The organism is Sporosarcina sp. FSL K6-5500 (assembly GCF_038005665.1).
GTDB lineage: Bacteria > Bacillota > Bacilli > Bacillales_A > Planococcaceae > Sporosarcina > Sporosarcina psychrophila.
The window spans coordinates 4,536,253-4,548,676 of record NZ_JBBOTP010000001.1 but is presented as its reverse complement, the minus strand read 5'-3'; the positions used below and the strand labels follow the sequence as shown (position 1 = coordinate 4,548,676).

Annotated in this window: 11 protein-coding genes and 1 riboswitch; of the genes, 5 read left to right on the top strand and 6 right to left on the bottom strand. The window is 39.0% G+C overall.

What is annotated here, in order from left to right; all coding sequences use genetic code 11:
- Nucleotides 1–8: 8 nt before the first annotated feature.
- Nucleotides 9–950 carry a YsnF/AvaK domain-containing protein gene (locus MKX62_RS21980; protein ID WP_340742343.1) on the bottom strand — a complete coding sequence of 314 codons (942 nt, stop codon included), beginning with the start codon at nt 948–950 and terminating at the stop codon, nt 9–11.
- Between the two features lie 420 nt (nt 951–1,370).
- Nucleotides 1,371–2,573, bottom strand: a complete 1,203-nt coding sequence (locus tag MKX62_RS21975) for a CynX/NimT family MFS transporter (protein WP_338656830.1) — start codon at nt 2,571–2,573, stop codon at nt 1,371–1,373.
- Between the two features lie 151 nt (nt 2,574–2,724).
- A riboswitch (purine riboswitch) is annotated at nt 2,725–2,826 on the top strand.
- A gap of 154 nt (nt 2,827–2,980) precedes the next feature.
- On the opposite strand from MKX62_RS21975, the gene MKX62_RS21970 reads away from it, so the two are divergent.
- From MKX62_RS21970 to MKX62_RS21955, 4 genes are all read left to right on the top strand, one after another.
- Nucleotides 2,981–3,568, top strand: a complete 588-nt coding sequence (locus MKX62_RS21970; RefSeq protein WP_338656266.1) for a xanthine phosphoribosyltransferase — start codon at nt 2,981–2,983, stop codon at nt 3,566–3,568.
- A complete protein-coding gene (locus tag MKX62_RS21965; protein ID WP_340742342.1) occupies nt 3,565–4,851 on the top strand; it encodes a nucleobase:cation symporter-2 family protein in 1,287 nt (428 codons plus the stop codon). Before MKX62_RS21970 ends, MKX62_RS21965 begins: the two co-directional genes overlap by 4 nt.
- A gap of 331 nt (nt 4,852–5,182) precedes the next feature.
- A complete protein-coding gene (locus tag MKX62_RS21960; protein WP_338656297.1) occupies nt 5,183–5,917 on the top strand; it encodes a VWA domain-containing protein in 735 nt (244 codons plus the stop codon).
- Between the two features lie 245 nt (nt 5,918–6,162).
- Nucleotides 6,163–6,978 (top strand): Cof-type HAD-IIB family hydrolase, encoded by an 816-nt coding sequence (locus tag MKX62_RS21955; RefSeq protein WP_340742341.1) that lies wholly within the window; start codon nt 6,163–6,165, stop codon nt 6,976–6,978.
- Between the two features lie 247 nt (nt 6,979–7,225).
- On the opposite strand, the gene MKX62_RS21950 is transcribed toward MKX62_RS21955, so the two are convergent.
- Entirely contained in the window at nt 7,226–7,555 is a 330-nt protein-coding gene (locus MKX62_RS21950) for a DUF3889 domain-containing protein (RefSeq protein WP_340742340.1), read from the bottom strand.
- A gap of 458 nt (nt 7,556–8,013) precedes the next feature.
- On the opposite strand from MKX62_RS21950, the gene MKX62_RS21945 reads away from it, so the two are divergent.
- Complete coding sequence (locus MKX62_RS21945; protein ID WP_340742339.1) at nt 8,014–9,225, top strand: NupC/NupG family nucleoside CNT transporter; 1,212 nt, start codon at nt 8,014–8,016, stop codon at nt 9,223–9,225.
- Between the two features lie 87 nt (nt 9,226–9,312).
- Here MKX62_RS21945 and MKX62_RS21940 read toward each other — a convergent pair whose 3' ends face one another.
- The 3 genes from MKX62_RS21940 to MKX62_RS21930 all read right to left on the bottom strand — a co-directional run bounded on the left by MKX62_RS21940 (nt 9,313) and on the right by MKX62_RS21930 (nt 12,324).
- Nucleotides 9,313–9,591 (bottom strand): DNA primase, encoded by a 279-nt coding sequence (locus MKX62_RS21940; RefSeq protein ID WP_338656303.1) that lies wholly within the window; start codon nt 9,589–9,591, stop codon nt 9,313–9,315.
- A gap of 140 nt (nt 9,592–9,731) precedes the next feature.
- Nucleotides 9,732–11,540 carry a cache domain-containing sensor histidine kinase gene (locus MKX62_RS21935; protein ID WP_340742338.1) on the bottom strand — a complete coding sequence of 603 codons (1,809 nt, stop codon included), beginning with the start codon at nt 11,538–11,540 and terminating at the stop codon, nt 9,732–9,734.
- Nucleotides 11,541–11,544: 4 nt separating this feature from the next.
- Nucleotides 11,545–12,324, bottom strand: coding sequence for a response regulator transcription factor (locus tag MKX62_RS21930; protein ID WP_340742337.1), 780 nt, complete (start codon nt 12,322–12,324; stop codon nt 11,545–11,547).
- Nucleotides 12,325–12,424 lie beyond the last annotated feature (100 nt).

Below are 12,424 nucleotides of genomic sequence, written 5' to 3'. Positions count from 1 at the left end.
CTTAATTATTAAAATCGTTTCCGGTCGATTAAAGAATCATTATTTAATTCATTCCGCTCAAATGGATTTGTATCCAATGAATGTATGGCCGTCCCATCACGTTCATCTAGTACTGCATCGGTCCGGTCGATATCCGCTTCTTCACGGCGCACGGTTTCGTTAACCGTTTCTGTATCATGAACTTCACGTTTGCCAACGACGATTTCTTCACTAACGACAGGACGTTTTGTCACTTCAACTCGCTCTTCCATAACAGGTATATGAATATTTTCACCATCATCAAACACTTCTCCGGCAGCAGTCTCTTCAGTTACTGCGCGTCGTTCAATGTACACTTCTTCACGTGTGACGGGCACTTCTACCGTTTGTGTCTCTTCGACAATGTGCTTACTGACGTTCACTTCACCCGCCTGATAGCGTTCTTTGTCGACATTGAGCTTCTCTTCGTGCAATCTTAGATGTTCTTCCTGTTCTTCCTGTTCTGCATCTGTTCCTAACCCTAACCCTTGGCTGTTCATTGCTAGATTGGGATTATCATAATCATCAACAACAAGATTTGAGCCGATATTAGGATCTGTATAACCTGCTTGATATTCCGTTCCTTGATTTCCATAGAGATTACCGTATTCCTGGTCCACGTATAGAAGAATTCCGCCAGCTTTGACTTCATTGAAATAACGGTTGGATTCTTCGTCGGTGAATCCCATGTTAGTGAATGCACCTTTGACGGGTTCATCTCCGCTCAGGAAAGCGATGAACTTGTCCATCCAGTTACCTTCAGGCGATCGGAGATCCACATCAGTTTCTCCTCGGATAATCGATAATGTATCTGCATCATTCGTCACAATATAAATATCGTTTTCAGTATAACCTTGCGCTTTTAACTCATCAATCTTATTCAAGACTTGGGTTTCATTATGGAATGTACCTACAAACTTTTTGTCAGCCATTTCAAATTGCCTCCTAAGATTTTTATAGTGTTAGTGCTAGTCTTTAAAATACCCAGCTTTCAAATAATAAAACCTATCCGCAATTTGCTGCTGAAGCATATTGAATTCACGTTAACGATTACCTGTTGAACCCATTTGATTAGTAGCAACTGATGCAAAAATGAAAAGAATGAAAGAGAACTTTATCAATTTGCCTCGTAGAAACGGCAAGAAATCTAGGGGAGTTGTCTGTATTTGATTTATAGTTGGGTTAGTATTAACTGCTATTTTGATAGAGAGGTTCTTTTGATAGCCCAGTAGAATAAAGAGGAGAAGGTCAAAACGGATGTTGTAGCCGAGTAAAAAAATGATAACTTGAAAAAGGCTGTAAACCAATATTGGTTTACAGCACTTTTTTGGTAGTAGAAGATTTCTAAGCACCTACTCTGGAGTAACGAAGGTGTTTTTCCCTGCTTTCAAGCCTGATAGGAGGACAATTAAAGATGCAATGATAATAATCAGCATCGGCACTGTCCAACCTGATGTGAAATCGTGTAATAATCCGAAGAGTACTGGTCCAACCGCCGCAAGTAAATAGCCGAAGGACTGTGCCATACCTGATAGATCTGCAGCTTCATGTGGTGTCCGTGTGCGTAATGAGAAGAACATCATTGAAAGTCCAAATGCTGCGCCACCTGCAATTCCAATCAAAATCATAAAGAGTGGAACAAGTGCAGTTGTGCCTGCCATGATACCGCCATAGCCCAAGAGGTATAATAGTGCGACACCCGCTACAATCCAGCGCTGATCTTTTACTTTTCCTGCTAGAATCGGAACGATGAATGTCATTGGTAATTGCGCAAATTGCAAGAGGGAAACCATCCATCCAGCACTATCTGGACTTATTCCTTGCGTTTTTAACACCTCAGGCATCCATGCGGAAGTTGTATAAAATATCAAAGATTGGAACCCCATAAAGAAGGTAACACTCCAAGCCAATGGAGAATGCCATAAAGAGGGTGATTTGGCCTTTTCCAAATGAACATCCAAGGAGTTTGGTGATTTCTTGTTTTTAAGTTGCGGGAGCCAGACGAGTAGAGCGATAAATGCTAGCAACGCCCAAACTCCTAATGCGCCTCTCCATCCAAACTGTGTATTATGAGAAAGTGGTGCACTGACGCCAACCGCGATGGCTGCGGATAAATTCATAGAGACCGAATAAATACCGGTAATGAGACCCATATGCAGTGGAAAGTTGAGTTTTATTAGACCTGGTAATAAGACATTTCCAAATGCAATGGCAAGTCCTATTAGGAAAGTGCCAATGAGCAAATTAGGTGTTGTGCCTAGAGAACGAGTAATAATACCTGCTGTCAATAATATGAGTGATACGAATAATGTCAGTTCCATTCCGAAGCGACGTGCAATTTTCGGAGCGAACGGTGAAATAAGTGCAAAAGCGAGCAGAGGAATGGTCGTTAGGAATCCCGCTAATACATTTGAAATGGCCAAACTGTCTCTAATGGAAGAGATTAATGGTCCGACAGATGTTAAAGGCGACCGAAGTGTGGACGCGATGAAAATGATTCCGATAAGAAGAAACCATGTATTTCGTGTGAATTTTAATTTTTTATTTGTATTCATGGAATGTGGATTGGTCAAGATAATGCCCCCAAAGTCTACTTATTTCATCTACAATAACACATTCACCGCACATAGTACGTTCATTGAATTGAATGAATCATTATTTAACTTTTGAGTTTGTTGAAATCTGAAATTCCCGTGCTATACTAATAACATTCTAATAGCATTCGCTCATATAATAGCGGGAATATGGCCCGCAAGTATCTACCGATTTACCGTAAATAAATCGACTATGAGAAGCAACGAATTGAAAAAGTCGTACTCATTTAATTGGGTATGTCTCTTTCTTTTCCATTCAGCAAATAAGCCTGAATGACATTGCTCCTCTCATGGTTTGATTGGATGCATGGTCATAGGGCTTATTTTTGTGGCTCTTGATTGTGAAAACAAGAAGGAGGAAAAATAAAATGAAATTGTTAAAAGATAAAATTGTAAAAGACGGTAAAGTATTATCGAATCAGGTGCTAAAAGTAGATTCATTTTTGAATCATCAAATCGATCCACCTCTTATGCAGGCGGTTGGGGAAGAATTTGCAACACGATTTAAAGATGCGGGAATAACTAAAATTCTAACGATTGAATCGTCGGGTATTGCTCCATCAATGATGGCGGGCTTGATACTAGGGGTACCGGTAATTTTTGCACGTAAAAGGAAATCACTAACGTTAGTGGACCATTTGTATACGGCGAGTGTCCATTCATTCACAAAAAAAGAAACAAATGATATTTCCGTTTCAAAAGATTTCATTACAGCACAAGATACAGTCTTACTCATCGATGACTTCCTTGCAAACGGACAAGCTGTACTTGGGTTGCTAGATATCATTGAGCAAGCTGGAGCAAAGTTGGCAGGCGTTGGTATTGTTATCGAAAAAGGTTTCCAACCTGGTGGGGCGCTCATCCGTGAACGCGGCATCCGTGTAGAGTCACTTGCGAATATTGCTTCACTCGAAAATGGGCAAGTGACATTTATTGAGGAGGAAACTTCCAAGTGAGCAATCCACTTAAGTCAACTGCTTTAGGGCTCCAACATGTTTTGGCGATGTATGCGGGGGCGGTCCTCGTACCATTAATCGTCGGTAATGCACTGGGCCTAACTTCTACACAACTGACTTATCTTGTTTCCATCGACATTTTAATGTGTGGGATTGCAACGATTTTACAAATTATGAATAACCGTTTCTTCGGAATCGGATTGCCCGTTGTATTAGGATGTTCGTTTACAGCGGTAGCCCCGATGATTGCGATTGGCACCGAGTCTGGAATTCCCGCTATTTATGGGGCAATTATCGTATCGGGACTTTTCGTCATTGTTATTAGCCGTTTCTTCGGTATGCTTGTACGATTTTTCCCTCCAGTTGTAACAGGTTCTGTCGTTACGATTATCGGTATTACGTTGATACCCGTAGCTATTAACAATATGGGTGGGGGACAAGGTGCAAGTGATTTCGGTTCATTGTCAAATATAGCATTGTCTTTCGGAACGTTGCTTTTTATCCTCCTAGTCTTCAAGTTTTCCACTGGTTTTATGCGGGCTATTTCCATCTTACTCGGCTTGGTTGTCGGGACTGTTGTTGCTACGTTTATGGGGAAAGTTGACTTCTCGGCCGTTCGGGATGCAGCCTATTTCCATATGGTTGAGCCTTTCTACTTCGGTATGCCGACTTTCGAATGGCCTGCTATCGCGACAATGATACTTGTTGCAATGGTATCCCTTGTTGAATCAACAGGCGTTTACTTTGCGCTAGGTGATATTTGTGAGCGTGATATAAAGAAAAAAGATCTTGAAAAAGGGTATCGTGCGGAAGGTATTGCCGTTTTACTAGGCGGTATTTTCAATGCATTTCCGTATACGACGTTTTCACAAAATGTCGGTTTAATTCAAATGTCGGGTGTCAGATCACGAAAAATCATTTTAATCGCGGGTATTATGTTGATTACGCTCGGTTTTGTTCCAAAAATCGCAGCTTTCACAACAATCATTCCAAATGCAGTTTTAGGCGGCGCGATGATCGCAATGTTCGGAATGGTCGTTTCCCAAGGAATTAAAATGTTGAGCAAAATCATTAGTGATTCTCAAGAGAATTCTATGATCATTGCTTGCGCAATCGGAATTGGCCTTGGCGTGACTGTCGTACCTGAACTTTTCGCACAATTCCCTAAAGGTCTTAAAATTTTGACTAGTAACGGTATTGTCGCGGGAAGTGTCACTGCGATTGTGTTGAATATACTCTTTAATATGTTGCCTTCACGTAAGAAGAAATTTAAAACTGAATAAAATAGTCCACATGTTTTGATATGGACTATGAAGTATGTCGCTCCTTAATCATTTAGATTAAGGAGCGACATTTTTTGTGTGAAAAATAATGCATCTGAGAGAAGTTAATAAGAAAAACAAACAACTACATTTATTTCTTGAAAAGCGGAAGTTAATCAGCGACACCATCTTGCTATCCATAAACTTATGGTACAATCAGTTGTAATTGTTGATGGATTAATGAGAATATTTAGATGTTGGTACTTTTTACGACTTCAGATTTTTTAATGAGAAAATAATAATTTTGTGTGGCATAAATTAACTATTAAAGAACGATAAGGAGCATGATTAAATGACAAACTTAATAGATTTAACTAAAAAAGCAGGTATTGTATTAGAGAAGAAGAAACTAACTGGTGTTGAAGCAGAAATCATATTAGCAATCGATCAATCGGGCTCAATGAGTTCACTATATAAGAATGGGACTGTACAGCAGATTGTAGAGCGTTTACTAGCCATTGGTATGAACATGGATGCTAATAAAGAAATTGATGTATTTCAGTTCAATAACGGTGCAAATTTTGTTGGTACAGCAACAGAAGCGAACCATGCAACATTTGTAAAGGACACTAAAATGACTGTAAGTGGTGGAACGAAATATGCTCCAGTTATGGAATTGATAGTGAGTAAATATGGAACTGCACTGAGTGGGAATCAAGAACCTGCTAAGAAAAGTTTGTTTGGTGGTTTATTCAGTAAGAAAGCAAAAGAAATTCCTATTAAGCCTGAACATCCTACTTTTGTACTCTTTATAACGGATGGGAATAACTCTGATAAAAGTGAGGCAACACGGATTGTGCGTGAAAGCGCAAATCAACCTATTTTCTGGCAGTTTGTTGGGATTGGTAAAGAAAAATTTGCTTTCTTGCAAAAGTTAGACGACCTTAAAGACAGGTATGTAGACAATGCAGATTTCTTTAAAATCAGTAATATTGCAAAGGTTTCCGATGAAGAGCTGTATGATAAGTTGCTTACAGAGTTTCCAGACTGGTTACTTCAAGTGAAAGCCAAGGGGATGCTAAGCTGATAAATTACATCTTTTTTGCGAAGATTAGCTTCTGGGAAGTGGAGTTAGGCAATCGGATCGAAGGTTTGCGTATCGTGACTCGAGGTAGCCACAAAAAACGCCTGTAAGTTAGTGACATAACTATTTTGTTTTCCAACTCTCAATTTTAACATATAATTTTTGCGAGATGAAAAGTATCTTCACTAGACAGTGTAAGCAACAACATGCGACGATAACTAGATAGCATTAAGTAAAGGGGGAATTCCATGTATAAACTAATTGCGATTGACCTTGATGGGACATTACTTACGGATGAATTACTGATTACGCCAAGAACAATCCAGGCTATTCAAAAAGCGGTGGAATTAGGAACAGTTGTCACGATTGCGACAGGGCGTATGTTTCCATCTGCGAAATTATTTGCACAGCAACTTGGCATCAATGTACCAGTTATTACGTATCAGGGTGCAATCATTAAAAGCATTGATGACGATGAAGTGATGTATGAACGACTTATTCCTCCTAACATGGCACAAAAACTAGTTGAGATTGCTCGTGATAAAAAAATACATTTGCAAGTTTATCAAGATGATATTCTTTATGCTGCATCAGAAAATGACAAGATTATTGAGTACTCCAAAAAGTCGAAGGTCCCGTATAAAATAGAACCGGATCTTGGCAAACTTGCGAAACTAGGATTTACGAAAGCACTCTTTATCGAAGAGCCTGCCTACCTTGCAACCTTACAGGATGAATTGCGGGCATTGTTTGGAGGGAATGCACATATCGCCAAGTCTTTAGTAAACTATCTTGAAGTGACGCATCCGGAAGCTAACAAAGGAAGTGCTTTATTGCACCTAGCGAGTAATCTTGGTATCGATCGTACAGAAATTATCGCTATAGGCGACAATCACAATGATATTGAACTGATTAAGACGGCTGGTTTAGGTATCGCGATGGGTAACGGGGTCCAGGAATTGAAAGACCTTGCGGATTATATCTCACTGACGAACAATGAAGAAGGAGTGCTCCATGCAATCGAAAAATTTGTTTTAAAGCCTTTGGGAGCAATGATAGAATGATGGTGAGGTAACTTCCTTTGGTGTTGAAAATAGTTGAATAGGGCTACTTAATGAAAAAACGCCTACGATAGATGCACTTTTAATAAGTGTGTCAATTACGTAGGTGTTTTATATTGTCTCAGTAATTTAGGTAAGGGCATAGTTTTTCCATTTAATTAAGCCTCTTGATTATTTGGATTTAAAAATAATATCCCTTGAAAAATGGGGATTATCAAATTCCGAAAAAAATGGCCACGACTGTGAAGTTTTACCTAGAAGTTTCTTCAAATTCAATAGTAACTACTTTTTCAGTTTCGGTAGTATACTCAATTCTTACAAAAACGCCGAATTCGTGGTCACCATCTTTTAACCATAGCTTAAACTTTTCAATTGTTGAATCCTTTCTAGATTCGCTTCCTTCATGAAGGTAGTCAATAATAGTTGCATTGGGATATTTTGATTGTGTTTCTTTTATAGCGAGTTTACCCCACTTAGCGTAAGCTGGAATTTCTGGTGGTGTATGAGCAATGGTTGGGATATATGTTGGTGCTGAATTAACTGCAATAATAATTCCAAGTGCAATAAATATTTTTCTCATAATTGATGACATCTCCTTTTTTATAGGATGGGTAATTTTTTGAAAGTCATTCTAAGACCAACTGCTTACCATCGTTTAATCCATTTTTTTAATTACAGTTGTTTCTTTTCTTCGTAAAAATAGACATTGGTAACAGGATATAGAAGATGATTGTACTAAGACTTTCTTATAGGTCAGCTGTATTGACTTAAAGGGTAGTCTTTTTGTTGTCTTAAAATGTGAGCGTATTCAAAAAACGACGAGTAATTTCGGATAAATGTGGAATACTAACTGCTGAATCATTTGGAAAACATAGTTTTTCCTATTTTCCGCACAATTTATTTACTTATGTCATTTCGTTTGCTAAACTCATTTAGTTGTATGACGTCAGACAACGAAAATGAGCTTTCCATAGTGCGAATTGGCGTATTAGTAACAAAATTATAAATGGAAAACTTCCATATGAAGAGGTGTACTAGTTGAATTTATTGTGGGGGCTTTTAGGGATAGTTGTGGTATTAGGAATTGCATTTCTTTTATCTAATGGAAAGAAATCGATTAATTACCGGACTATCGTTGTTGGTTTAATCATCCAAGTGACATTTGCATTCGTCGTCTTGAAATGGGAGGCGGGGAGATCTGGTTTAATATGGTTTTCCGGACTCGTGCAAAATGTCATTGACTACGCTGGTGAAGGAGTTGCATTTCTTTTTGGTCCAGCAGCGGATGTTAATGAATTCGGTTTCGTCTTTGCATTCCAAGTATTGACGATCATTATTTTCTTTTCTTCCTTGATTTCCGTATTATATTATCTTGGAATTATGCAGTTGGTTATCAAGCTAATCGGAGGCGCATTATCGAAACTGCTTGGCACGAGTAAAGCAGAATCGGTGTCTGCGGCAGCGAATATATTTGTCGGACAGACGGAAGCTCCGCTTGTCATCAGACCGTTTTTAGCAAATATGACGAAGTCTGAGCTATTTGCAGTCATGACTGGAGGACTTGCGTCGGTTGCTGGTTCTGTTCTCGCTGGTTATGCGCTTTTGGGCGTTCCACTTGAGTATTTAATTGCTGCAAGCTTCATGGCGGCACCTGCAGGTCTAGTGATGGCAAAAATAATGATACCCGAAACTGAGAAGTCAGAAGTCGCTGAATTTGAAATGGGTAAGGACCAGGAATCAGTGAACGTTATTGATGCAGCCGCACGTGGGGCAGGAGATGGATTAAAACTTGCTCTCAACGTCGGTGCCATGCTATTGGCTTTCATTGCACTTATCGCTATGATGAATGGCATGTTAGGTGGAGTCGGTAAAGTGTTTGGCTATGCATCGTTGACTGTTGAGGGGATTTTGGGCGTTCTATTTGCACCGCTCGCATTTGCCATCGGTGTTCCTTGGTCAGAGGCTGTAATAGCGGGTGGTTTCATTGGCCAAAAACTTGTATTGAATGAGTTTGTCGCGTATGCGTCATTCGCCCCGGAAATCGCTTCTCTTAGCCCTAAAACGGTTATTGTCGTTAGCTTTGCCCTTTGCGGCTTTGCAAACTTAAGCTCTCTAGCTATTCTTCTGGGAGGCTTAGGTGCTCTTGCGCCAAGTCGACGTCCTGACATTGCGAGACTGGGTATCCGTGCGGTGGCAGCTGGGATGTTAGCCTCGTTATTGAGTGCCGCTATTGCAGGGATGTTCATTTAAAAATGAAATTTTGAATTCCAAAAAGGACTGGACGGCTACGATGCCATCCAGTCCTTTTTGGTTTAAGTGCTACAGCAGATTATCTAATTAACCGTCGCTGCCATCTTCGATATGGTCGTCATCTTTCTTATCATCAACGACGCCATCGTCATCAACCTCAACATCTTTATCTGTTTCATCATCAGTATCTAAATCTACATCCGTATTTGTTCCATCCTCAGGATTGACATCTTCTACAGGTTCGTTAACATCCACGTCAACATCGTCGTCATCCCCATCGCCACATGCAGCAAGCATTCCGACTGAGAGCAATGTTGCCGCTCCTAGCTTTAACCATTTCTTTTCGCCTTTAAGTTTTAAATCCATTTAAATCTCCTCCAAGAGTATGTCTAAGATGAATGGTGCATGTTCTTGTAATACCCACATTTTATCGTGTGAATCATTTAGATTTTTCAGATAGGTGAAAGAAGCATAGTAATTAGAGTCCTGTTTCCTAACTAGTAACTTCATGGTCTTGCTGGAATTCGTATGGTTACAGTCGTGCCTACTCCGAGCGAGCTATCAATCTCAATGCCATATTGATCACCAAAATAGTACCGAATTTGATCATGGACATTTTTAAGCCCGATATGTTCTTCGGTTAATGTACTGGAGGATTGTGCAAGGCGATTTTTCAAGTATTGTAGTTGTTCTTCATCAATACCGACCCCATTGTCACTCACCGTTATTAGCATATCCTGGCCGGAAAAAATAGATGAAACTTCAAGTATTCCAGCTCCATATTTACGCTCTAACCCATGGACAATACCATTTTCGACAAGGGGCTGAAGGGAGAAATGCAAAAGTCGTATAGATTCACTAGTTGGAGCTAAGTTTTCGACGTACTGAATTTTATCTCCGAATCGCATTTGTTGTACTTGGATATACAGGCGAATGTGGGTCAATTCTTCTTCCAATGTGATTGTTTCTTTCCCACTTTGGATATTAATTCGAAATAACTGTCCGAGTACCCCAATCATTTCAGCAATATCCCGTTGTTTGTTTAACACCGCTTTCATTTGAATCGATTCAAGTGCGTTAGCTAAAAAGTGCGGATTGATTTGACTTTTAAGCGCGCGGTAATGTGCTAGCTTTTGTTGAGCTTTTAACACAGAGGACCGTTCAATGTAATCTTGTATGTCCGTGACCATTTTGCTAATTCCCTGATAAAGTCCGCCAAATTCATCCTGACGTTTGCTAGTCAAGTTAACATCGAATTTTCCGCGACCGATTATTTTCACTTGCCTACTTAAAAAGATAATTGGTTCAGTTACACGTATGTATAAGATCACCATAAATAACATAGCCATACCAATCGAAAAGAAAGCTAACCCTAAAATAACTTTGCGAAGCATTTCCGCATGCTTAGTCATTTCCTGTTCTTCTATATATTGAATAACTGTCCAGTCTGAGTAGGGAGAAGTGACAAAATTGAAAAATGAATTAACCCCGTCTACCGGTGCGTAAAAATTCCCGGATTCCTTATTTGAATCGGAAAGGAAAGGCTGGATAGCGGGTTTAAATGTCATATTGGAGTCGATTTGATCTAGGTCAGAAGCGTAAATAACACTGCCAAGAGGATCCAAAATAACGAAATTCCGATTATGATTTTCTGATAAATTTAGAATGTTACGTAATGAATCTAAACGGATATCAATAAGCAAAACACCTAACGGTTGTCTGCTTCCATTTTTATTAATTACCCTTGCGATTGATATCACTGATTCATTGGAATTTACCCTATTAAATGGTTGGTGAGTACCAAATAAGACGATTCTACCTTTTTGCTCAATGGTTTGTTTATACCATTCTTCGTTTGTTAAGTTACTCACATCGTATACGGATTTTTTTAGTGTCGAATAAAATACATGGTCACCTATATAAATTTGGACGCTATCGACATTCTCAATTGTTATTTCAATTGTACTGATAAAATGTTCAATCGCATTTTCGTATTCTAAAATTTGAACATAGTCTCGTTCTGAGTCATCTCCTTGCCAATTTTCAAGCGCATTTTGTAGTTTACTGTCCATCTGTGCAGTAAGCGCCCCCATCTCGATGCTCTGCAAATATTGATCGAAATTAAAAGATAGATTATTAAGAATGAGATTCGAACTATTTTGATACTCTTTTTTAGCTGATTGAATTGAAAACATGTAAATCATTACGGATAAAATCAGCAGCGGGATGGTAATCGTCAAAATCATAAGGACAAAAATTTGATGATTCACATGTTTAAATTGGAAAAATGGTAAGAAGCGCTTCAAATGGTTCATAATATCATTGCCTTAACTGTTTTCTATATTCTGTTGGTGTCATTTGGGTAATACTTTTAAATACTTTTACGAAATGTTTATAACTTTTATACCCACATAAACTTGCCACGTCGGCGATGGAATGTTGCGACACCTTCAGGCATTGTAGCGCATAATTAATTCTTATTTCGCTTACAAAAGTCATGTAGTTTTTATTTAATTTTGTTTTGAATAGCCGACTTAAATAAGAAGGATGATAAAAGAAATGTTCGGCAACCATATTGAGTGTTAATTCTTGATCCAAATGCAGTTTGATATAGGACTCTATTTTTTCGAAAAGTTGAAGGCCTTCTTCAGGCGCAATTCCAACCCCTTGATTTGTACCTCGATCTGTCAGCCGTTCGAAAGATTGTGGCATAAGTTGCTTTAGGCGTATTTTTTCTAAGCAATTTACAATAACTGAAAAACTTTTTTCGTATTGCAATGGTTTTAGTAAATAATCATATACACCGCCATAATGAATGGCTTTTTGCGCGTACTCGAATTCATTGTGGCCAGTCAAGATAATAAAAAGGGTATCGGGCAGTTTTGATCGGAGCTGTCCAATCATTTCAAGTCCATCCATTACAGGCATACGAATGTCTGTAATCACCAAGTGGGGGAGCTCGATTAAAGCTCTATCCACTCCGTCTTTCCCGTTTTCCGCCTCAATAATTGTATGGACCCCTAACTCTTTCCAATCGAAGTACTGTTTTAATCCAGAACGTATGAGAGGTTCATCCTCAACAATCATCAATTTATACATCGTATTCCCCCAAAAATCATTTGATAGTAGTTGTTGTTTTTTAGGAATGTGTTAAAAGACCTCTAAATTTCTATTACTTACTTAAACAGCCATTTTGTGA

Coding starts and splice junctions, on each gene's coding strand:
- MKX62_RS21950 (WP_340742340.1), bottom strand. CDS start 7,555: ATGAGAAAAATATTTATTGCACTTGGAATTATTATTGCAGTTAATTCA.
- MKX62_RS21940 (WP_338656303.1), bottom strand. CDS start 9,591: ATGGATTTAAAACTTAAAGGCGAAAAGAAATGGTTAAAGCTAGGAGCG.
- MKX62_RS21960 (WP_338656297.1), top strand. CDS start 5,183: ATGACAAACTTAATAGATTTAACTAAAAAAGCAGGTATTGTATTAGAG.
- MKX62_RS21980 (WP_340742343.1), bottom strand. CDS start 950: ATGGCTGACAAAAAGTTTGTAGGTACATTCCATAATGAAACCCAAGTC.
- MKX62_RS21935 (WP_340742338.1), bottom strand. CDS start 11,540: ATGAACCATTTGAAGCGCTTCTTACCATTTTTCCAATTTAAACATGTG.
- MKX62_RS21930 (WP_340742337.1), bottom strand. CDS start 12,324: ATGTATAAATTGATGATTGTTGAGGATGAACCTCTCATACGTTCTGGA.
- MKX62_RS21970 (WP_338656266.1), top strand. CDS start 2,981: ATGAAATTGTTAAAAGATAAAATTGTAAAAGACGGTAAAGTATTATCG.
- MKX62_RS21955 (WP_340742341.1), top strand. CDS start 6,163: ATGTATAAACTAATTGCGATTGACCTTGATGGGACATTACTTACGGAT.
- MKX62_RS21975 (WP_338656830.1), bottom strand. CDS start 2,573: ATGAATACAAATAAAAAATTAAAATTCACACGAAATACATGGTTTCTT.